The 23,558-nt window shown below is 38.6% G+C and carries 19 protein-coding genes; 9 read left to right on the plus strand and 10 right to left on the minus strand.

Annotated features, from left to right (window positions below; all coding sequences use genetic code 11):
* The first annotated feature begins 248 nt into the window (after positions 1–248).
* Complete coding sequence (locus ACRZ9O_RS03520; RefSeq protein ID WP_459456408.1) at positions 249–1,379, plus strand: hypothetical protein; 1,131 nt, start codon at positions 249–251, stop codon at positions 1,377–1,379.
* Here ACRZ9O_RS03520 and ACRZ9O_RS03525 read toward each other — a convergent pair.
* Positions 1,376–2,074, minus strand: coding sequence for a 6-phosphogluconolactonase (locus tag ACRZ9O_RS03525; protein ID WP_459456410.1), 699 nt, complete (start codon positions 2,072–2,074; stop codon positions 1,376–1,378). The two genes, ACRZ9O_RS03520 and ACRZ9O_RS03525, sit on opposite strands and share 4 nt — an antisense overlap.
* Positions 2,075–2,326: 252 nt before the next feature.
* Between ACRZ9O_RS03525 and ACRZ9O_RS03530 the strand changes: the two genes are divergently transcribed.
* The 8 genes from ACRZ9O_RS03530 to ACRZ9O_RS03565 all read left to right on the plus strand — a co-directional run bounded on the left by ACRZ9O_RS03530 (position 2,327) and on the right by ACRZ9O_RS03565 (position 11,186).
* Positions 2,327–3,010, plus strand: coding sequence for a hypothetical protein (locus ACRZ9O_RS03530; protein WP_459456412.1), 684 nt, complete (start codon positions 2,327–2,329; stop codon positions 3,008–3,010).
* A gap of 2 nt (positions 3,011–3,012) precedes the next feature.
* Positions 3,013–5,418, plus strand: a complete 2,406-nt coding sequence (locus tag ACRZ9O_RS03535; RefSeq protein WP_459456414.1) for a hypothetical protein — start codon at positions 3,013–3,015, stop codon at positions 5,416–5,418.
* Positions 5,396–6,670: a hypothetical protein gene (locus tag ACRZ9O_RS03540; protein ID WP_459456416.1), complete on the plus strand. Its 1,275-nt coding sequence runs from the start codon at positions 5,396–5,398 to the stop codon at positions 6,668–6,670. Before ACRZ9O_RS03535 ends, ACRZ9O_RS03540 begins: the two co-directional genes overlap by 23 nt.
* Before the next feature lie 2 nt (positions 6,671–6,672).
* Positions 6,673–7,443, plus strand: coding sequence for a fibrobacter succinogenes major paralogous domain-containing protein (locus tag ACRZ9O_RS03545; RefSeq protein ID WP_459456418.1), 771 nt, complete (start codon positions 6,673–6,675; stop codon positions 7,441–7,443).
* Positions 7,444–7,509: 66 nt separating this feature from the next.
* Positions 7,510–8,127 carry a peroxiredoxin family protein gene (locus tag ACRZ9O_RS03550; RefSeq protein WP_459456420.1) on the plus strand — a complete coding sequence of 206 codons (618 nt, stop codon included), beginning with the start codon at positions 7,510–7,512 and terminating at the stop codon, positions 8,125–8,127.
* A gap of 53 nt (positions 8,128–8,180) precedes the next feature.
* Positions 8,181–9,257 carry an efflux RND transporter periplasmic adaptor subunit gene (locus tag ACRZ9O_RS03555; protein WP_459456422.1) on the plus strand — a complete coding sequence of 359 codons (1,077 nt, stop codon included), beginning with the start codon at positions 8,181–8,183 and terminating at the stop codon, positions 9,255–9,257.
* Positions 9,257–10,510 carry an ABC transporter permease gene (locus ACRZ9O_RS03560; RefSeq protein ID WP_459456423.1) on the plus strand — a complete coding sequence of 418 codons (1,254 nt, stop codon included), beginning with the start codon at positions 9,257–9,259 and terminating at the stop codon, positions 10,508–10,510. The genes ACRZ9O_RS03555 and ACRZ9O_RS03560 overlap by 1 nt, the downstream gene beginning before the upstream one ends.
* Before the next feature lies 1 nt (position 10,511).
* The gene (locus ACRZ9O_RS03565; protein WP_459456425.1) at positions 10,512–11,186 is read left to right on the plus strand and encodes an ABC transporter ATP-binding protein; all 675 of its coding nucleotides are present in this window, start codon (positions 10,512–10,514) and stop codon (positions 11,184–11,186) included.
* Between the two features lie 194 nt (positions 11,187–11,380).
* On the opposite strand, the gene ACRZ9O_RS03570 is transcribed toward ACRZ9O_RS03565, so the two are convergent.
* The 9 genes from ACRZ9O_RS03570 to ACRZ9O_RS03610 form a co-directional block, all read right to left on the minus strand.
* On the minus strand, positions 11,381–12,544 hold the full coding sequence (locus ACRZ9O_RS03570) for a helix-turn-helix domain-containing protein (protein WP_459456427.1): 1,164 nt from the start codon (positions 12,542–12,544) through the stop codon (positions 11,381–11,383).
* 65 nt (positions 12,545–12,609) lie between these two features.
* On the minus strand, positions 12,610–13,629 hold the full coding sequence (locus tag ACRZ9O_RS03575; protein ID WP_459456429.1) for an acyltransferase: 1,020 nt from the start codon (positions 13,627–13,629) through the stop codon (positions 12,610–12,612).
* Positions 13,630–15,714, minus strand: coding sequence for a xanthine dehydrogenase family protein molybdopterin-binding subunit (locus tag ACRZ9O_RS03580; protein ID WP_459456431.1), 2,085 nt, complete (start codon positions 15,712–15,714; stop codon positions 13,630–13,632).
* Positions 15,711–16,172, minus strand: coding sequence for a (2Fe-2S)-binding protein (locus tag ACRZ9O_RS03585; protein ID WP_459456433.1), 462 nt, complete (start codon positions 16,170–16,172; stop codon positions 15,711–15,713). Before ACRZ9O_RS03585 ends, ACRZ9O_RS03580 begins: the two co-directional genes overlap by 4 nt.
* Positions 16,173–16,176: 4 nt before the next feature.
* Positions 16,177–18,762, minus strand: coding sequence for a 3-keto-disaccharide hydrolase (locus tag ACRZ9O_RS03590; protein ID WP_459456435.1), 2,586 nt, complete (start codon positions 18,760–18,762; stop codon positions 16,177–16,179).
* Between the two features lies 1 nt (position 18,763).
* The gene (locus ACRZ9O_RS03595) at positions 18,764–20,020 is read right to left on the minus strand and encodes a Gfo/Idh/MocA family oxidoreductase (protein ID WP_459456437.1); all 1,257 of its coding nucleotides are present in this window, start codon (positions 20,018–20,020) and stop codon (positions 18,764–18,766) included.
* A gap of 31 nt (positions 20,021–20,051) precedes the next feature.
* On the minus strand, positions 20,052–21,215 hold the full coding sequence (locus ACRZ9O_RS03600; RefSeq protein WP_459456439.1) for a GDSL-type esterase/lipase family protein: 1,164 nt from the start codon (positions 21,213–21,215) through the stop codon (positions 20,052–20,054).
* A 23-nt stretch (positions 21,216–21,238) separates the two neighbouring features.
* Positions 21,239–22,732, minus strand: a complete 1,494-nt coding sequence (locus tag ACRZ9O_RS03605) for an MBOAT family O-acyltransferase (RefSeq protein WP_459456441.1) — start codon at positions 22,730–22,732, stop codon at positions 21,239–21,241.
* Entirely contained in the window at positions 22,707–23,558 is an 852-nt protein-coding gene (locus ACRZ9O_RS03610; RefSeq protein WP_459456442.1) for a hypothetical protein, read from the minus strand. The genes ACRZ9O_RS03605 and ACRZ9O_RS03610 overlap by 26 nt, the downstream gene beginning before the upstream one ends.

Here is a 23,558-nt window from a genome sequence, read left to right on the forward strand (position 1 = left end):
GCCCCCTCTAAACGCTAGAGACGGCCGGGGTCGCGCTCGACTCGATTCCCGGCGGGGCCACAATACAGTAGTCAGTGGACAGTAGACAGTGGACAGTCCGGAGGGAATGAGTCCGGAGGAGACATTTCACAAGGTCATCCGCGAAGCGGATTCCTGCTTTGTGCTTTTTGCTTTGCTCTTTGTGCTTTGTTTCTTCATTCGGAACAATTTCCCTCCACTTGGTGTTACAAACTAATTAAACACTTCAATTGAGTAGCACCTATACCCATCAACTTTACACTCACGTTAACGATTTACCTGAAAAATGGGATCATGTTTCTGAATCGTGTATTTTTTTGCAGTCTATTTACCTAGGTGTTTTGGAGAAATCATCTCCTGCTAATATGCAATGCACGTTTGTAGGTGTTTTTGAGAAAGACGAATTAATCGCCACGGCCGTATTTCAGGAAATTGATTTAGCGTTATTAACTACTTTCGGTGATCGAGATCACTTCCTCTTAACCCGATTAAGAAATTTTCTCTTCCGTCACTTCGCATCAAAATTGCTATTAGTAGGAAATAACATGTTAAGTGGCCAAAACGCTTACGCCTGCTTACCTGGCTCTAATGAAGTAAAGATTTTAAGAACTCTTAAAAATATTTGTAACTCCTGGCCCAATAAACCACATCTTACTATTTTTAAAGACTTTACAGAAGACCAGACAAAGCCTTTTAAAATACCTCAATTTTCATCTGATTATCCATTTAGCTCACAACCTAATATGATCTTCGAGATAAAATCGAATTGGAAAAGGGAAGAAGATTACGTTTTGGATTTAACAAAAAAATACCGTGATCAATTCAAACGTTGTCGAAAAAAGGGAAGTAGCCTTCATAATCGGGAATTAAGTTTAGAAGAGATCATCCTTAATGAAGAAACAATCTATTCCCTCTACCTACATGTGGCTATAAATTCCCCATTTAATACATTTATTTTACCATCTAAGCACTTCTCCATATTTAAAAAACAACTAGGCTCCGACTTTATATTACGAGGTTATTATGAAAATGAGAAGCTTGTGGGTTTTACATCGGTTATTCGCCATGGAAAGGAATTAGAAACCTATTTTTTAGGTTATGACGTGAGCATTCAGCGAGAGAAAATGCTTTATTTGAATATGCTTTATGACATCATAGACTGTGGTATAGCCCAAGGTTTTCACCGAATCATTTTAGGCAGAACAGCACTCGAAATAAAGAGCTCAATTGGGGCAAAACCGGTTGAATTAAACGGATTTATGCGTCATTCCTATTCACTCGTTCATTCAAACCTACCATGGATTTTTCCCCTGCTTGAACCTAAAGCAAATTGGATTCAACGTAATCCATTTAAAGATTAAATAGCGGAGGAATCAATTAGGCATTCCACATCCGGATGCATCCATAAAAAAGAAGCAGGACAATCCGTTCCAATTTTCTTCTCCATTATACGTTTTACAGCGTCTTGTTTGCCCTTTCCGGTAACTAAGAAAATGATTTTCTTGGATTGCATTATCCCTTCCATTCCCACGCAAAGTCCATAGGCTGGCTCAGAACCTTGTGAAAGAGTTGGATCGTGAGCAATAGTTGATTCAGCTAACACCGCTTTATGGAAATCAGGATTTAATACTTCAGCCGGCTCATTAAAAGCTATGTGCCCATTTTTGCCCAAGCCCAAAATACAAATATCTAATGGCCCATTTTCCTTAATAAAGTGGCTAATACGCTTACACTCTGATTCTACTAACTCAGGTGCAGTATCAAAAGTAATGTAGCGTTCAGTTGTAAAGTCTAAAGGCTCAAGTAAATGCTTTTTTAAATAACTCTCACAGGAATCTGGATGACTCAAGGGAATAATCCCCCACTCATCCATCTTAATTACGCGCATTCTAGAATAAATTGCCTTTTCTTTAGCCATTACCGCATACATGCCAGTAGGACTACCTCCTGTAGCCGCACAAAATAACAATTCAGGATTTTTATGTACTTCAGTTGCAATTAATTGAGCAGCATTCTCGCTCAAAGCGGCATAATTATCTAAATAGGTGATTTTCATCTTGCTTCTTTTATGGCGGCAATATACCAAATAAATAATAGAACCTTTTTAGGTGGCTTTGCAAATAATTACGCTCTAATCCTAACTAGAAAATGAGATTATCAGTTAGTTGATAATTCATCGAATAAATTCACTTATACAATGCCTATTGAGAATCAAAATGACAGTTTATTAACTATTATCAGTTTTACAATATTTTACACCCTAAACCCTTTAATAGCTTTTCTGTAGCTTGCCAAAACCTTTTAAAGAATGCCTAACCACAATCAGATGAATACCCTTAAATACCTAACCCCTTTTTTTACTTTTATACTCTTCTGTTTAATTCCGATATCAAAGCTGAAAGCGGAAGATTGGAATTATCAGATGGGTATAAATGCAGCAAGATTCCGCTACGTAAGCCCCTCAGGTTTATCCCTAAATTCCTTCCAACCAGATGCAGGATTACATCTATCCATTCTTCGTAGTAATCGATTAATCAATCCAAGCAAAACAAAGAGCCGGTTTCTTAAAAAATTAGACTACCAAATGGGACTTGATATCAACCAATACAATGCTGTAGGCGTAACCCAAAATGTTCCCTTTTCCTACACTTCCACTTTTGTAGGAGTCAAACTAGGAATCGGATCAAATACGAATCTAGGCCGGGGATTGAATCTTGCATATAGAGCTCAATTGCAGGCGAACAAAATGGTTTTAGGATCTCAAAAAATGGGTAATGAAGTATACAATCTACAAGGCAACTCCCAATTTGAACGAATTCAATGGCAACTTGGTGGGGAAGTGAAATTATCTAAAAAAATAAATTCACAAGTCGCAACTTTCATTTTCTTTTCAGAGGCTTGGCAGGTAAATAAAAGCCAAGTAGATGGCAGTCAATTTGCTATTAATCCAACCTCATTTGGGTTTGGAATTCAATATTCTATCCTTAAATAGCCATGAAAAAAAGTATATTAATCATCCTATTTATAGGCTATTCCCTTGTTTCTTTTGGTCAAAATTCTGGAATCAATTACCAAGCTGTCATTTTAGATCCTAATCCGATCATGATGCCTGGAAATAATTATAACTCCCCACCTCTTGGTAATACTAATCTTGAAATAAAATTCAGCCTATTTAGTGGCCAGCACCTTGATTATCAAGAATCACATACGACAAAAACAGATGCGTATGGACTAGTGAATTTGATTATTGGGAAAGGTCAAAAAATAAGTGCGAATACATTTGATGAAATGCGATGGACGGATACACTCAAAACACTTCAAGTGGAGTTGAAATTCTCTTCTACAGATAATTTTATTGAGATCAGTCGATCTAGCCTTCAATATAGTCCTTATGCGCTTTATGCTAAATCAGTAGATTATTTAAATGTAAAAGGGACTCCTACTAAATTATCCTACTTCCAAAATGATGTCGGACTTTTAAATCAAGCAGATTTAACAACCTTACGACTTGAAATTAAAAATCAAATCGATCAAATCATTTTAAATGATGTCCCTTTGGCATCAGAAATTTTACCTGGGAAAATCAAACTTTCAGGTGATTTGAGCGGCTTAGCTATTGCACCTTTGATTAAAGAAAATGCGATCACTCAGGAGAAAATTTTAAATGGCGCAGTACACAGTTCTAAGCTAAAAGATTCTAGTGTAGTAGATCAAAAAATAGCCTTTGGCATTAATCCTGCTAAAGTAGGTCTTGATTTAGTAAACAATACGTCTGACCTAAATAAACCAATTAGCTCGGCCACGCAAACTGCTCTTGATTTAAAGGCGTCCATTAGTGAACTGGCGACAAAAGCTAATACAACAGACTTGAACTTAAAAGCACCTATTGCCTCTCCCATTTTTACGGGTACCGTAGCTGGAATCACAGCAACTATGGTAGGGCTAGCGAATGTAAATAATACTTCAGATGTTGAGAAGCCAATTAGTACTAGCATGCAATCGGCACTTGACTTGAAAGGAAACATCAAAAAAGTCAATGGAGTTTCACCAGATATGAATGGCAATGTAGCTATTTCGTTAAGCAAAAATTATACCGGATTATATAATTGTGGGGGTTTTATTACCAGTGCTCCACCAGTGGATGGGGATGTATTTATCGTTTCTACCGATCCAGAAGGCGCTAATAATGGAAGAACGTTCATCTACCTAAACCCTGCATGGAATGAAATAACTAATAATATTGGATCCACGGATGCGAGATATGTTCAGTTAGCTGGAAGTACTCTTCAAGGTGATTTAATTATTCCTTCAGGTAAAAAAATTACGCTAAATGATTCACCCACTACTTCCTTAGATGCGGTTAATAAAGACTATGTAGATGCATCCAAAACGCTTGATGCAACTGCCTTAATTAACGGAAAAATGAGACTAGCTGGTGATCTAACAGGGACAGCGGATAGTCCAGAAATTGCAAATGGCGTCATTACTGACTCTAAAATTGCTCTTGGAATAAATGCGAGTAAGGTAGGTTTAGGTAATGCAGATAATACATCCGATATAGCAAAACCAATTAGTACAAATACACAAACGGCTTTAGATCTAAAAGCTAATATAGCGTCTGTAAATCTGAAAGCAAATACAAGTGATCTAGCACTTAAAGCAGATATTACGGATTTGAATCTAAAAGCCCCGCTTGCTTCCCCTACTTTTACAGGTAATGTTTCAGGAATAAGCGCATCTATGATTGGGTTATCAAACGTGGACAATACCTCTGATCTAGAAAAAGTAATCAGCAATGCCACTCAGACGTCGCTTGATCTAAAAGCATCTAACCTTGCTTTAGACCTAAAAGCTAATACCGGTGATTTAGCCTTAAAAGCAGACCTGACTACCGTAAATCTAAAAGCCCCTATTGCTTCACCTACTTTTACAGGAATCGTGAGTGGAATTACGGCATCTATGGTAGGGCTTAGCAATGTGGATAACACCTCTGATCTTAATAAATCTATCAGTTCTGCTAATCAAGCCGCTTTAGATTTAAAAGCTAATAGCTCAGAATTAAATCTAAAGGCGTCCATTGATTCTCCAACATTTACAGGAATCGTTAGTGGAATTACGGCATCGATGGTGGGATTAACCAATGTAGATAATACATCCGATATAAATAAAGGAATCAGTCTTGCTACCCAAACTGCCCTAGATCAAAAAGGTACAGTTAAAAAAGTAAATGGGGTTTCTCCAAATGCGAATGGAGAAATTGCCATCTCTTTGGGAAGAAATTATACAGGTGTCTATAATGGAGGTTCTTTTACAATCTCTGGCACCCCTGTCGAAGGAGACATTTTTATTGTTTCTACTGACCCTACCACTGCAAATAATGGAAGGACTCATCTATGTTAGTACAGTTTGGAATGAAATAACAAACAATATAGGGACTACAGATGCTCGCTATGTTCAATTAGCCGGAAGTACCTTGCAAGGAAATTTACAATTCCCTACAGGTAAGAAAATCACACTGACCGATCTACCAAATCAACCCACCGATGCTGCAAATATGGCCTATGTTGATGCAACAAAAACACTGGATGCTACCAATTCATTGAATGGGAAAGTAAGATTAGCTGGCGATTTAACTGGTACTGCAGATAGCCCCACTATAGCTTTAGGTGCTGTAACTGATGCAAAAATAGCTTCTGGAATAAACCCTACTAAGGTTGGTTTGGGAAATGTAAACAATACAACTGATGCATTGAAACCAATTAGCAATGCTACTCAAGCTGCTTTAGACTTGAAAGCGAGCAATGTATTTTTGGCATTAAAAGCTCCTTTAGATGCTCCTACATTTACAGGTATCGTATCTGGAATAACTAAATCAATGATAGGACTCGCAAACGTAGATAACACAACAGATTTACTAAAGCCTATCAGCAATGCTACCCAAACAGCTCTAGATTTAAAAGCATCTAATGTTGCACTCGCACTAAAAGCAAATACTGCAGACCTTAACTTAAAAGCAGACATCTCTGACTTGAATCTTAAAGCGCCCATTGCATCTCCAACATTCACAGGGACAGTTGCTGGTATTACCAAAAGTATGATTGGGTTAGCCAACGTAGATAACACAACGGATTTACTAAAGCCTATCAGTACAGCGTCACAAACTGCCTTAAATTTAAAAGCAAGTTTAACTGGTATAGAGACACTAACAAATAAAACGTTATCTGCGCCTACCTTCACTACTCCAGTTCTCGGTACCCCAGCGTCAGGTACAGCCACTAATTTAACAGGATTACCCTTGTCAACGGGTGTAATCGGCACTTTAGTAGTTTCCAACGGAGGCACAGGTGCCGCAACGATTAGTGGCATTGTAAAAGGCAATGGAACTTCAGCAATGTCAGCCGCTATTATTGGAACAGATTATAGTCTAGTACGTGAAATATCAGATGAATATACGGCAACAATAGGTCAAACAGCTTTTAACTTGACGCAAACTAAATCAAGTAATGCATTACTGAAATTTTACATCAATGGTGTTCGCATTTCGAAAACAGCCTTCAGCCTATCTGGAACTGCATTCACGTATATACCTTCAAATAATGAAACCTATACGCTAATTGCTGGTGACCGAATTCAAATTGATTATTTTTATTAAGGATGAAAAGAACCCTATTACTTCTAATTATACCATTTTTTAGTTTTGCTCAACTAACGAAAACGGGATTTCGGCATACGAATCCAAACCTATATGTAGATTTTAGTGGAAGAATCGGGGGAGGAAAAGGACTAGAACGCTTTGGAAAGCAAACAATTACCTTTGTATGCGGAAACCCATTAACAGTCGTTCATACAACTGTAAAAGGAGTGGCACCTCTCAATAAAACCGTGACTTATGGAACTGTAAAATCTTCTCTAAGTGGATCTGAAAAATGCTGGATAACCCAAAATCTAGGATCTACGAATCAAGCGACATCAGAAACAGATGCAACTGAAAATGCAGCAGGCTGGTATTGGCAATTCAATAAGAAAAAAGGCTATAAAAATAGTGGGACCACTTCAACGCCAACGTTCCCCTCTTCTAACTCGAATACTGATATGGTGAATTGGGCAGCGACTAATGACCCCTGTACCATTGAACTGGGAACAGGTTGGAGAATTCCCACGGTTAATGAATGGACTGCTGTAAATAACACTAATCTAAGAACTCTAGCCTATTCTAGTGCATTAAAAATGCACGCAGCTGGTTACTTAAGCACTGGTACAAATAGTGCATTAATGAACAGAGGGTCCATGTTTTTCTATTGGAGTTCCACTAATTCAGATTTATCAAATGGTAAAGGGCTAGTTATTTATACTACTCAAACCTACAACCAAATTTCAAATAACGACAAAGATGCCGGACTTTCGGTTCGGTGCATTCGAGATTAAATGAGACTGCTATTCTTTTGTTTATTGTTTTTATCATTCCAAAGCTATAGCCAAGCTTCTAATGACATGTTTCCTGTTTTTGAAAACAATAAGGCGCGCTATATTTCTCTTGAAAATGTATTAAATCGAATACGCGAATTAAAATCTATTTCGCCCATAAAGTATGGAGAAGCAGTGGATTATTATTTCATAAAATTCATTCAAAGAGGTAAAAATAATTTAATTAAAAAACTAGAAGAATTTAGCTTAGACCCTTCATGTCCAGCAAAAAATAAAGTAAAAATAAATGAACTAATTCAGCGCACTCAAACGGTGCAAATAGGTGAAAAAGCACCGGATTTTATAGTAGAGGATTTCAGACTATCTAATTTTAAAACAGAAAAATCCAGTATTTTACTACTTTTTTACAGCCCATCTTGTTTCCATTGCACTGAATTGCTAATCGATTTAATACCCTATTCGGAAAAAGAAAACTTACCCGTTATAGCATTACAGATAGATGAAGATATCAATCCATTTGTATTTCCTAAAAATTGGAAAAGTGTAAAAGCAAATGCAGAAATACGCAAAATCTATGGGGTAATCTCAACACCTAGTCTATTTTTACTGAACTCAAAAAGCAGGAGAATTAGTGCAATTCCTGAAAACTTGTCTGAAATAATGAAGTCCGAACATCTTTTTTGAATAAATTGACTTTTATCATTCTAAAATGTTTCTTTTTTTGGGTAATTTACAAAATGAAACAACTAGTCCTTTTTGCTGTAGGAATCTTACTTTTTTCTTGTGGAAAGAAACAAGAAACGAGTCTTCCAACTGTTGGCCCCATCACTGAATCCATTTATGCATCTGGCGTTTTAAAGACGGCTGATCAATACCAAGCATTTGTAACGGTAAATGGGATCATTAATAATCTATTAGTCCAAGAGGGTGATTCCGTTCACATCGGAAGTCCTTTATTAACCATTACGAATGAAACGCAGCAATTTAGTGCAGAAAATGCTGCATTAGCAGCAAATTTCAATGACTTTTCTGCTAATCAAGGTAAATTAGATGAAGCTAAACTGTTAATCGAAACGGCTAAGAATAAGTATCGTGTTGATTCTTCTCTTTATAATCGCCAAAAAAACCTTTGGAATCAGCAAATCGGAACCAAAGTAGATTTTGAACTTAAAGAGTTAGCTTTTCAGACTTCAAAGTCAAACTATTTATCAGCCATCCAGAAATACAAGGATTTAAAAAGAGCACTCGAATTCAGCTCTTCACAAGCCAAGAAAAACCTACAAATTTCGACAAATCAGGCACAAGATTTCACATTGAAATCTAAAACGAATGGTATTGTTTACAGCCTATTAAAATCAAAAGGAGAAATTGTAAGCCCTCAAACACCGATTGCCATCATTGGTAATTTCAAAGATTTCATTTTGGAATTACAAGTAGATGAAAACGATATATTGAGAGTCCAAAAAGGTCAAAAAGTGCTTGTGACTTTAGACAGCTATAAAAAGCAAGTATTCGAAGCAAAAGTCACTAAGCTCTCAGAAATAATGAACGAGAGAAGTAAGACCTTTTTAGTGGAAGCTAAATTTACAAAAGCCCCGCCTAAATTATTTCCAAATATCACTTTTGAGGCAAACATCTTGTTAAGTCAAAAAGAAAAGGTGATTTTAATTCCAAGAAATTACCTAAAAAATGATTCGATTGTCACTTTGGCTAATGGCGATGAAAAGGTAGTTAGGGTAGGATTAAAAGATTTCCAAAAAGCAGAGATTATCTCCGGATTAACAGCAGCTGATGAGATCATAAAGCCGAAATAATGAAATTCAAACTCGTTTATCAAGTTGCTTTCTCCTTATTAATTGCTCGTTGGAAACAAACGCTAGTGGCAGCCATAGGTGTTACGATCAGTATTACTATGTTTGTTACCGTCCTAAGTTTTATGTCTGGACTCAATGATATGTTAGATGGATTAATTACCAATCGTACAGCTCACGTAAGAATTTATAAAGAGATTCAGATATCAGATAAACAACCGGCGGATTATCTAAACCCACAAGGCCACAATTTCGTTTCCTCCATCAAACCTAAAAATGAGTTACTCGGGATCAATAATAGCAAGACGATTATTGAATCCATTAAGAAAGATGACCGCGTTTTAGGAGTAGCACCTAAAATAAATGCTCAAGTATTTTATAACGTAGGAGCAGTTGATTTGACAGGGGCTATTTTTGGTATCGATCCAGTGGAAGAAAATAGATTATTCAAGTTTAGTGATTATGTGACCGCAGGAAACTATATCGACCTTAAAAATATTCCAAATAGTATCGTTTTAGGAAAAGGAGTGGCCACTAAAATGATGGCTAATGTAGGTGATGTGATTCAAATAACTACTAGCAAAGGAGATCAAGTGGCACTCAGAGTGGTAGGTGTATTTCAATCCGGGATTCAAGATTTAGATAATGTCCAAAGTTATTGTTCACTTTCTACTACACAAAAAATATTGGGACAGCCGAGTAATTATATCACCGATATTCAGGTAAAACTTAAAGACATTTTATGGGCTCCTGAAGTAGCTAAGGAATACCGGAAAATTTACGAATTGAATGCGGTGGATATTCAGACCGCCAATTCTCAATTTGAAACCGGAAGCTCCGTGAGAACACTCATCTCCTATGCCGTAGGAATTACACTTTTATTAGTGGCTGGATTCGGTATATATAATATTTTAAATATGATGATCTATGAAAAAATGGATTCTATTGCCATATTAAAAGCAGTGGGATTTTCAGGAAAAGATGTGAATAAAATATTTATATCGATCGCTTTAAGTATTGGAATTTTTGGCGGAATAATGGGTTTACTAATGGGCTTTGGCTTATCATCACTCATCGACCAAATTCCTTTCAATACAGAATCTCTTCCTACGATTAAAACCTACCCCATTAACTATAATCCTAGATTCTACTTAATTGGGGGCACATTTGCCATAGTAACTACCTATTTCGCCGGTTTTTTCCCTTCCAGAAAAGCGAGTGGAATTGATCCTGTCATCATAATCAGAGGTAAATAATATGAACAAGGTAGTTTTAGAGGCAAAAGAAATCACTAAATACTTTCACGATCCCGTGACAGTAAAGATTTTAGATAAAGTAAGTTTCCAGCTAGAACAAAGCGAATTCGTATCCGTCATAGGCCGTTCTGGCTGTGGCAAATCTACCTTGCTTTACATCTTATCCACAATGGATACAGATTATGAAGGTGATCTACTAATTGACGGCATATCAATGCGTGACAAAAAAGAAGGAGAACTTGCCATTGTTCGAAACGAAAAAATTGGATTTGTTTTTCAATTCCATTACTTACTGAACGAATTCTCAGTTCTTCGTAATGTGATGCTACCAGGGTTGAAACTAGGTCAATTTTCTGAAAAAGAAATCGAGCATAGGGCCTACGAAAAATTAAAAATATTAGGCATAGAGAATGAAGCCCTAAAAGATCCTAATCAATTATCAGGAGGTCAAAAACAACGCGTTGCTATAGCTCGTGCCCTTATCAATGACCCCCTATTAATTATGGGAGATGAACCCACAGGAAACCTGGATAAAAAGAATTCCGAAATAGTCTTCAATATATTCCAAGAGCTCGCAGAAGAATACAAGCAAACTCTGCTAATTGTTACTCACGATAATGAATTCGCTGCTAGAACGACCCGAATCATCGAGATGGAAGACGGGCATATCAAATAAAAAAAGGAGCAAAGGGTCAGTAACCCTCGCTCCCTGCATTCATCTGTTCTATTATTATTTTTAGTGGTTAGGCGGTATCAAATTCGCTTAAACAATAGTAGGGATTTAAATTGATAGAAGAGAAAAAATAACCACCTGTATGTTCCATTTTCGAAAATCCGAACAAATCACTTAAAAATACACCCTACATAGGCTTATATATTGTTTTTCCTATCTGAGTAGGCAGAAGGAGATTCACCCACCAACTCCTTGAAATTCACAAAAAAGGTCGTCCTGGATTGAAAACCAGACTCTAATCCGATCGCTTCTAAGGTAATTAACTTGTCTTTTCCCGCATCAATTAATTCCTTCGCATGTCGAATACGCCAACGCATCCTTTGTTCTAAAAAATTGGATTGTTGTGTTTTTCTAAAATAGAAATTAAAATGGTGGACTGGAATATCAAGGGAAGCAGATAATTGTGCTAATGAAAAAGTCGCTTTTAAAAAGGGTTTAGATTCTTCTAAATACAAATCTAATTTCGTCTCTATTTCGATTAGCTTTTCAGCGGACAATTCATAGTTAGGAACTTTTAATTTAGCTTCCCGTTCTGCATTAATATACGGAGCATATAAAAATTCAGGAAAATAAAAGACACTTAAAGAGAGCACCAAATAAGATCCAAGACCGAGGTAATTCCAAGAAGTATTACCTTGATAGGTTAATTTAAATTGATCTCCACTAGGCACGATTAAAAAGAAATAGACCAAAAAAAGAATTAATAAAACTTGAAGTATTAGAAAGGCTGGAATCCAATAATGCAACATGAAATTTTTTTCATTTCGAGGACGAAAGCGGAAATAAATTTGGCAACTATAAAAAACATACAAACTACTCAGTAGCAACTTGACATAGAAATGGAAACGGGCAGAAAAGAATAATCCTAGCTGCTGCTTAACTAATTCATGTATATCAAATTTGATTAATTCAGCTATTACCATTTTATGCGCAAACGACGTTAGCGAATAAGGTAACATATCTAACAACTGTACAAAAAAAGGTAGGAGATGAAACAGGTCTTTCGGACGTAAAACAGCATCTTCCTGAACCATACCCCTAACATAAAAATAGGCAAGAGGATAAAGCAGATAGTAAAAGGCATCAAAATTCCCAAATAAAACAGCTACGATTTCCACATGCCAATCGACAAAAAGGCAGTAATGAAGAAGTGTGAATAGGCCGAAAATCAAGAAATAGAAAAACAAGAAACGCTTCGGACTATTAAAGAAAGGCCCAGAGGATTTCAAAAGTAAAAGCAGGATAATGAAAAAGCTCATGAACACAGCAAGACTGTGTCCAAACTTATAAATTTCGTGCATTAAGTGGTAAGGTATGAGTGGTTAAAGGTATTCTAACGAATGTACAAAAATACCACCACAATCAATCAACCAGCCATGTATTTAATGAGGGGTATTTTTCTTAATACCCAAACGATTCCACCCGAAATCAAAAGACAAGCTAAGGCAGTTAAAGGTACGCCTATACTCGGATGAAGCATTTCGCCATAAACACCTGCTTTGGCAAGGTAAAACAACACAATTATATGCACCAAGTAGATGCCATAACTATGCGAACTCACCCAATCACGAAATGGAGTTAAGAAAATAATATCAAGGTTTTGGTACCTGAAAAATAAAAATAAGCCGGTTGTTGCTAACACGACGCTGGGCGAAAAATTAGCATATAATAAGCCGTAGAATTTACCACTCTCAGCGGTAAAATAGTAAGATCCTACCATCGTCCACAATGTACCAATGATAAATAGCGCTATGGCCATTTTTTTAATTCCGGCAGAAAAATCCTTTGTGCTTAAATAATAACCAAGTACTAAATAACCTACATAGCCCGTAAAATCGGTTAAGGCAACCGGCAATTTTAAGTAGGGAAAATGGGGATTGTTAAACAAAATCGTCAAACCCCAAATCCCTAAAAAATACTGAATGTGAGATTCCGGTGCTGATCTAATCCACCTTCCAATAATGGGAATAAAAAGGTAGATCCCTATGATCATGTAGATATACCAGAAATGGTAGGATGCACCATTGAAAAATTGCTCTCCTAACCAGCTTATTCCATCCGAAAACCCAAAGGCTTTTCCGCGTAATCGTACCTGCCAATTAAAGAGAGTGAAAATCAAATTGTAAAAGAGAAAAGGCAAAACGATCCTATTAAAACTCTTCTTCAAGAAAGGCCCAATGGCTTCTTCCCGAGGCAACAACAAGGCCCCAGATAACATCACAAAAATGGGTACCACGTAGCGGTACCCACCATTATATAAATTTGCAAACCACCAATGATCTGCTGGCACTTTCGTGAATCGAAATAAAATCGTCGCCGAAGCGTGTATTAAAATCACACCAATGGTCGCATTCACACGAAGGTTATCAAGCCAGGTAATTTTCATCTAGCTAAATGGCTGTTTGTATTGACGTTTTTTCGTCGCAGCATAAATAGCATTTGCTATTGACCCACCTGTAGGAGGTAAAGCTGGCTCACCTAATCCCGTAGGTGCTATACCATTATTGACGAAATGAGCATCAATAACAGGAATCTCATTACCTCGAATAAGCCGGTACGTATTAAAGTTATTAGGGCTAGCCACTCCAGCTTGAAAACTTAATTTTGCGAACATCGCATGTCCCATTCCGTCAATAATGGCCCCTTTTACTTGATTTTCAGCTCCACTCAGATTAACTACCTCCCCGCAATCGGTTACAGCAGTCACTTTCGTCACCTTAGGTTTGCCGTTTTCCACCTTCACTTCGGCAATTTGTGCCACGTAGGATAAGTGAGAGTAATAGACTGAAAAGCCTTGGTGAACACCCGGCTTCTTCTTCCATTGTGCCTTTTCAGCTACTTGCTTGATGACTTCTTCGAAGCGATCGGGCTCATACGTTATTTTACCAACTGGTTTTGTTTTTACTTTCTCTAAAAGGGCTAAGCGCATCTGAATCGGATCCTTTCCTGCTACCTCAGCTATCTCATCTAAAAAGGCTTGCTCCGCAAATCCCAAGAAATTAGTAATTGGAGCACGCCAAGGACCAGTAGTAACGGCCGATTTTTGATCAAAAGATTCAATTAACACATTCTCAATAGCTCCTACTGGGAAATTATCTTGTCTGGTAGAGTTACCCGCATTAATTCCTACACCTCGTAAATAAAAGGCAATAATCTCACCGCTGGCGTCTAAACCTGCTTTAAAATGATAACGTGCTGCCGGACGATAAATTCCACCTGACATGTCATCTTCCCGCGTCCACATCACTAAAACAGGCTTTTTAATGATACTCGATAATTCTGCTGCCTCTAACACAAAATCATTATTAAGACGGCGACCGAAACCTCCACCCATTTTGGAAATTTCTAATTGAATTTTTTCTACCGGAATTTTCAAAAGATCAGAAACCGCTTTTTGAGCAGGCTGAGGAACTTGAGTAGGTCCAGCTAACAATACTGAATCTTTTTGAACATCCGCAAAGAAATTCATCGGTTCCATAGGGCTGTGTGAAATAAATGGACATTCATACGTTGCCTCGACTACCTTAACCGCCTTAGCAATTGCCGCAGAAAAGTCTCCATCCTTGCGCATAATCTGCGCTTTGTCTGATTTCATCCCCTCATCAAACCATTTTTGATGGGTTTCTGTGCTTTCCAAAGGCGCATCAGAACTATAATCACATCGTAAACTAGCACGTGCTTGCAAAATCGCATAAGTAGTTGAACCTACAATAGCCACTTTGTTTTTGAATGATACGACATCAATAATTCCAGGCATTTTTTTCACATCCTCCGCTGAAAATGATTTCAACGTTGCACCAAAAGGGGGACGAACGATTTGTGCAAAGACCATTCCTGGCTTTCTAATATCAATACCGAATAAAGGTTTTCCAGTCACCACATTTTTATTATCAACGCCCTTTACGCGCGTTCCAATAATTTTATAATCCTTGCGATCCTTGTAAGTCACTTCACTAGGAACTGGTAATTTAGAGGCTGCTTCGGCTAAAGATCCATAAGATGCTTTTTGTCCAGCAGGACCTAAAACAAAACCTTTCGATGTTTTTGTCTTAGCTATATCTACTTTCCACTGATCAGCTGCTGCTTGCATCATCATCTTACGAACGGTAGCTCCAGCCTTTCTCAAACGATCCCAGGAATGCTTTAAGGCACCACTTCCTCCGGTCAATTGACGTTCAAATTGTTTCGTATCTAAATTCGCTTGCTCTACTTGAACTTGTGCCCAATCTACATCCAATTCTTCTGCCACCACGACCGGAAAAGCCGTCTTAATTCCCTGTCCTATTTCAGGATTTGGAGAATATAAAATGATCTTGCCTAAGTTATCAATGGATAAAAAAGCATTAAATCGACCAGCAGAGGCCACCACCTCCATAGCAGAGGCATCTGCCGAAAACCAATCAAAACCTAAGGTGAATACACCTGTAAATAAGGAGGCTTTTTGTATAAAATCTCTTCTCGATGTTTTCATTTCTTGATTTTTTTAGAGGCTAATTTTACGGCTTCTTGAATACGATGATACGTTCCACAACGGCAGATATTACCCGACATACCATCGACAATTTCTTGATCCGTTGGATGAGGATTGTTTTTTAATAGTCCAGCTGCGGTCATGATTTGACCCGCTTGACAATACCCGCATTGAGGTACATCTAACTCATCCCAAGCTAGTTGAACCGGATGTTTACCCGCAGGATCAAGTCCTTCGATAGTGGTAATCTGAGCATTTGAAACAGCAGATATAGGTAATACGCAAGAACGCATCGGTTCTCCATTTACCCAAACGGTACACGCCCCACATTGAGCAATACCACAACCATACTTTGTCCCTAATAAGGACAGGTGATCTCTTAAGGCCCATAATAAGGGAGTATTGGGATCTATGTCCAACGAGACCTTTTTCTTGTTAACCGTGCAATTGATTGCCATAGGATTATTTTTTCTTGATCAATTCTTTTATTCTAATATTTCTAAATTTCAAAGGAGAACCATGTCCTAAAAACCCAATATGGCCTGTTTTGTTTAACAAACCTGGATGTTCCCGATGATCAGCTGTTCCGTCTTTAGAAGCTAATGCGATATCTCCATCGAGAATAACTTCACCATTTAAGATTACTTTAATTTTATTTCCCTGCGCGATTACCTCTTCTTCATTCCACTCTCCTACCGGCTTCAAAAATCCTTGCTTCGCTGCAATAACACCATAAACGGAACCGTGGTACTGATAAGGTTGCAATTTCGCATAGATAGGAGCTGTATTATCCAAAATCTGCAATTCCATCCCCACATAAGCAGCATCTCCTTCTAAAGGAGCGCGAATGCCTAAACCATTATTGGCACCTGGCGTTAATTGAAAATCAAATTTCAGATGAAAATCACCGTACTCTTTTTTCGTGTACAAATTACCTTTTCCTCCACGTTTAGGATCTACGACTAATTCGCCATTCGAAGGGAAATAATCCGTCGTATTTCCGGCCCAATTAAATAAAGATGAACCATCAAATAGGGCTGCAAAATCAGCTTCAGGAGCGATATAGGTAGTCTCTGGTTTCAATTCTTTGACATAAATATTGCGGTAAACGATGTGATTGCCATGGGCTTGTAATTCTATGGCATCTTTCACAAAAATGGGTATTTTGCGGTCCCAATAGTTTTCCAAAATCGCTTTGTCCACCACTAATTCCCCATTTAGATATACCGTTACGCGCTCGCCTTTCAAAATAATTCGGAAAGTATTCCATTCTTCAACAGGATTATCGGCTACTTTTAAGGGATTACGTGGATTGATTTGATTATTGTACAAACCTCCTGAACCCACCTGTGCCCCTACTCTGGTTAATGCCGTATCCCAAATCTGTACTTGAGGAGACCCTCTCAAATAAATGCCCGCATCCCCCTCTTTTTCAATCTTCCAATCTACATACAATTCAAAATCCTGGTAGTCTTTTACAGAACATAAATTATCACCATGACCTGTAAAATGCAGCTCCTCTCCTTTCGCTTCCCAACCTGCATTCATGATTTTATCAGCTTTTACCTGTAATAAAGCCAGCGTATCCGCAGACAACGATCTACGCTTCACTGGATTAGCTACAAGTCCCTTCCAACCTCGTAAATCCTGGCCATTGTACATCGTATAAAAACCTCGATCAGCTATTTTAAAAGCTTCATTCAATTTCTCGCGAACAGCAGAATCAGAAATTTGCCAAAACACTTCTTGTACCCATTCTTTCGTCATTTGACCTCTGAAATCTACATTAGCCAGATAGAGTGCAGCGAGACCATCCGCAGCGATTTGACGTATATTAGGATCTTGTAAACCAAGGTAAAGCGTACGCATCGCTGATAAGGAATTACATTTTGCTAGGCCCCTAAAAATCTGCTCTCTGGTCTCTAGATCGGTCGTTAAATCTAGCGCATTGCGGTAGTTTAACACCTGCTGATCCACATTTTTGAATAATTTCGAATTAATACGTGCATAGGCGCGGATGGCCTCTTCATTTTTCGTTTTTTTGGCTTCAGCATATAACCAGCCCAAGTTCTCCATTTCTTGTACGAAGGGAATCCAATTCGCTTTTTGACTGGCTTTTAAGGCAAATGCCGTTATTTTGCTATTTAAAGTCCCATCTTGTTTCGTGATATTAGTCATCGCTAACTGAAGAGACTTTACCTCTGAAGCTAATTCGGCTTGCCCTAACTTGCCCGCAATGATATCAAAATCTGCCACACCCGCCCAATGAGGTAAGGCATAATACGCAACAGCCCGGGTAGGCAAATTAGATTGAACTGATCGCCAAACCAAGGGCTTAACCTCTGGCCATTGACGGGATGAACCATAAACTAATAAGACTGATTTTTGTGCTAAACTCGCATTTTCATACGTTTCTAATGCCTTTTTAAAGAAATCATTCGCTTTTAATGAGGTGGAATAATCAGCAATTTCTAGCTGATCCTCGGTTGAAGAAGCTAACATGGACCATACAGTCGCCAGGTTATTTACACCACCTGCTTGCAACAGGGCCAAGGCCTTTTCTGAAGTAAATCCTGCAGGCATCACAGAAATGGCCCAAGAGGCTTTATAGGTTCCAATTGCTTTGACAAATGCGCTCTGGTGATTCGCATCCCAGGATTTATAGGCAGCCTTCAAAGCTATCACATCGCGCGGAGCGCTTAAATAGTTCTTCAAAATAAACGCCATCACCTGAGGTCTGGACGACTTAAAGCTAGATAACCAAACAGGTGCATCCAAATGACTCAAAGTCATCATTTCCGCATTTTCGGTTAATCCAATCGCCAAGTAAGCCAACAATTCTGCCTTGTTTTTCGAAATGGATTTAATGAAAGATTCCGTTACTTGTGTAGGATCATAGGCGCCTTTCAAGGCATAAGCAGCTGATTTCAGACTTTTAAAATCTCCTTTCTCTGCTAAGGAACGTAAGCGATTTTGTTCTACCCGACTCGCATCTTGCGCGAAACCAGCTGAACTTATCAATAAAAATAGAAGTAGGTATCTCATCATTTTACAAAATATAAGGTGCGCGCATCGGTTGATCCATTAGGCGATTTGCCTCATCATCCCCTACGATTACTTGATTGATTGGATCGAATTTTAAATTTCTGTGTACCCTCATTGCAATTAAACCGAGGTTTATCAAGGTGCAAGAACGGTACCCATTTTCTTCATTCAAGGCAAATTTCTTGCGATTTTTTACTGAATCGACAAAATCTGTTTGTTGTATCACTGGGTCTGGAAACTCGGCTAATTTCTTTTGCAAATCTGGAATATCTGACTGCATATTCCGGTACAGTTTCCCTTTAGGTCCTTCAATATAGGCGACTTTTTCGTCTTTTGCTTCTCCATCTAAGACGATTTGGCATCCATCAGCATAGGTATACGTAATGCGATTAAAGATACCAACTGCATCTTTGTCTTGCACGGGTGCATCCACTTCGATGTAAACAGGAGACTCATTATCCTTACCCAACATATATTGAATCGGGTCCAAGTAATGTTGTCCCATATCGCCTAAAGCACCTCCATCATAATCCCAATAACCTCGGAAGGTTTGGTGGGTACGATGTACATTATAAGGCTTATATGGCGCAGGCCCTAACCAACTTTCATAATCTAATTCCAAAGGCACTGGCTGCGGTGTCAAGTCTGTCTTCCCTACCCAATAAAATTTCCAATCAAAACCTGTATGCTTACTCACCGTAAACTTCAATGGCCAGCCTAATAGGCCTGAATCTACCACCTTCTTCATCGGCTTGACTGTAGTGTTCATTCCATAGAAGTTACCTTCAAAACGGAACCAGGTATTTAATCGGAATATACGCCCATGTTGCTGAACAGCCTCTTTCAAGCGTTTACCCTCCCCAATTGTACGCGTCATCGGCTTCTCACACCAAATATCTTTACCAGCTCTCGCTGCATCCGCTGCCATGATTCCGTGCCAATGAGGCGGTGTAGCCACATGCACAATATCTACTTCTGGCAATTGAATCATCTCCCGGTAATCGTGGAATGATTTAACACCCTTCTCCACTTTATCTAAACCAAGCTGTAGATTTTTTTTGTCTACATCGCATAGCGCAACCACCCGAGTACCTGCATAAGGTATGTGTCCTCGGCCCATTCCTCCGGTACCTATAATCGCTTTCGTTAATTGATCAGAAGGCGCTAAAAAGCCCTTTCCTAATACGTGGCGTGGCACAATGCTGAACGCGGCCAAACCTAGAACAGATTGTTCTATAAATTTTCTTCTTGAAACTGACATGTGTAAACAGGTTTTGCACTAAATATAGGAATTATTTAGGAATTCCAATGCTGACTGTGTGCTGATTGACTTGATTTTGCAAACTTTCGAAAGCTGGAAGGTCTCCCCAAGATTTGAATAGGGCCAAAACAAATAATTTTGCCTGTAATTGATACCCTTCTCTGGTTAGGTGCAATTGATCCTTTAAAAAACACCCATTTTTTACCCACTCCTCACTTGATCCAAACCCACCCATCACTTGATTCAAGTCATAAAAAGGTACTTGTATTTCAGCTAAGGCTTGAACGACTTCTTGTTGGTATTTCGGAATACGTTTTTGACTACGAGTATCGGGAGGACTAGTAAAAAGAAAAACGGTTTCAGGTGTTTTGGCTTTCACTTCTTGCATAAATGTTTGAAGCGCCTGACGGTACGATTCGCTATTCCAGTTTGCATTGTAGGCTTCATTGGTACCAAAAGAACATATAATCAGATCAGGCTTCAAGATTTCAATGTGATTTAAAACCAAATTTCCCCGCGATTTAAGGTGCGTAAATTGTGCTCCCGCCACTCCTAGGTCCAGGTATTCAATGCCTTTTTGATCCGATAAAATTTCAAGTCCATGAAAGGTAAACACATCTTGTGAGGCTAATCTTTTTTGTAGGCTTAGAGAAAATTGGAGCAACTCTTCAGCGCTTTCAAAATCCCAAAATGTAAATTTGCCACTAGTTACCCGCCGGGAAAGTTTAAAACTAGGACCTAAATTTGGCTCCATCGAACAGGAATCTGCAGTAGCCCAAATGCGAATTCGATTAAGGTTGGCTAGCGAATCTTTTAAAACAAACTGAATCTGAGCCGCACTATCACGCGTAGAGACGGCATAACCCGCTAATCCTATATTCCAACCTTGGGATGGCTGTAAAATTGAAGTCCCTTCCCATCGACCTACCTCTTTTGATTTAAAGATGCGACCATCTACACTTTTGGCAAGACTGTACGGAAATTGAATGCCTGATTGCTTAACCTGTAATAATCGTTTTATCTCTGTTGAGAAATGGCCAATCTGAACGTGAGAATCTCCTAGATGCAGCACTTTTAAGGTACCTGATTTCCATTTTGTTGCTAAGGTACTTAGGTCTGAATCCCGTTGAATGACATTGCAGGAATGGCACACTTGGACTGAATCCACTTTGGCAAAAAGAGGCAGTGCTGACATCCATAAAAAAAAGACGAGATACCTCAAAATTGAAAGTAGATAAAGGGTTGAACTAAGGTGTCACGAAATTGAATAATAAACTGTAATGCGATTAATAAGAAGATAAACCAAAAAAAGGAAGGGACATAAAAGCTTGTTTCAAAGCCTTTTTGCTTCCAGTTTGATGGAAGTATTATCCATATTAATAACCCGATTAGCAAGATAGCGAGTTCATTTCTAGAAAACCAAAAACCCTTAAAATTCACCTCAGAGGTTAGGGTAAACATTTGATTCAGCATAATGAGGGCCGTATCAAAATCCCTGGCTCGGAAGAAAATCCAACAGAAAGTGACAAATATAAAAGTGATTATACCGCCCAGAAAATCCATCAAACGTCCATTCGGCAGGTATTTATGCAGCGATTTGTGAAAGGCTAGCGCTAATCCATGTGCTGCACCCCAAAAAACAAATTGCCAACTAGCCCCGTGCCAAAAACCTCCAATTAACATCGTCAAAAACAAAAAAACATAGGTATTAAAGCTACCTTTTCTATTTCCACCCAATGGAATGTAGATGTAATCTCGCAACCAGGAAGACAGAGAAATGTGCCATTTGCGCCAAAATTCAGTCACATTGGACGATCCATAGGGGTTATCAAAATTTTCCTTCAAGCGATAACCTAACAACAATGCTAAACCAATGGCAATATCTGAATAACCTGAAAAGTCAAAATAGATCTGGAAACTGTAAGCAATGGCAGCTAAAATATTCTCTCCTCCGCTGTAAAATGCCGGGTTATCGAAAACCATATCGACATATTTTCCCAGATAATCTGCAATTAAAAGTTTCTTTAAAAGTCCCAAAATAATGCGAAACAAACTCTCTTTGTAGCGACGCGCATCAGGGCTTTCAGGAGAATTAATTTGGCCTAAAAAATCCTTGGCCCGAACGATGGGACCTGCCACTAAATGAGGAAAGAAGGTCATATAAAAGGCATAATCGAGGAAGCTTTTAGAGGACCGAATCTCTCCGCGAAATACGTCCACTACATAGGATATCGATTGGAATGTGTAAAATGAAATCCCGATGGGCAGAAATAAATCCACCGGTTCGAAATGGGTTAACAAGAGCCAATTGGTATTCGCTAAAATAAAGTTAGCGTATTTGAAGTACAGCAGAAATGACAAACTAAAGAGAACAGCGAACGAGGCCCAAACCCTTTTGGTGCTTCCCTCCGTTTGATCGATTCTCCGAGCGAAAAAAAAGTCAATGACAATTTGAAACAAAAATAGCACTAAAAAAGGGCCGCTCGATTTATAATAAAAGAATAAACTAAAGGCGATTAAATAAATCTTACGCAATGAATTTTGGGTAAATAGAATCGCATAGAAAAACAAAAAAAGGCCGAAGGCAAATAGGAAAGAAAACTCCGTGAAAAACCAGGGCTCTTTCGTGGAATACAGCATAAATTCACGAAGGAGCTGCTCAAATGGGATTGACCCTATCGCCTTTTCAATAACCTCTGTAATCTGCTGCATTTAACACAATAGCTTTGTATTTTTTAGGATACCCAAAACGTCCCGGTGGCATCATCCGCATCTTCCAACGACTTGATTCTTGTAACCAATTCGCCACATTTCCCATCCAAATTCGATAACCAGGCAAGGATGGATGTCTGCCGTCCGTTGCCTTAGGTAAAACTAAGTGTTTCGAGGAGAAAAAGGCCGCAGAATCCGCGGCAGCCTGAAATGCATCCGAGACCACATAATCATACCCCCAATTCGTAGGACCAATCCAGGCGTAAGGAAGGCCGTTTAATCGTTTATGAAAGGATTTAGCGAGTGCTTTTCTTGTCAGATAGTCCTTTGCTAAAACTTCATTAAGCCCAAATAAAACAAAAACGAAAGTAGGTCGGTAGCGTTTGATAATTTTAGAAATGGTATCCGACTTTGCAAAGTTCAACGTAGTGGCTGATGCCCATTCTACGGTGGCGACTAGCTTGTGACCGTTACTTTGGCAATAATCATTTAATACATTTTTTAATCCTCCCGCTTCAGAATCTCCAATTAAGATAACCCGATGGCGCGTAGAATCGTTTAGGCTAGAATCAGGCAAAACAGGCTCTGGTATGTCAGAGTAAACCATTTTTGCTGTATCCTTAGGAACTACATACGTAGGAATGGTGTCAATTTTCGCCACCTCGATGATTTGTGAAACCTGTTCCACGGGTGTTTCTATCTCGAATAACTTCTTGATTTCTTGATCCGCTATTAAATACGTGCTAGGAATATAACTATACAAATACAGCGCAGAACACGCTAAAATGAAACCAAGAGCTGCCCAAAACAAATAAAACCTTTTCAT

The sequence above is a fragment of the Aquirufa sp. HETE-40SA genome (assembly GCF_054558635.1).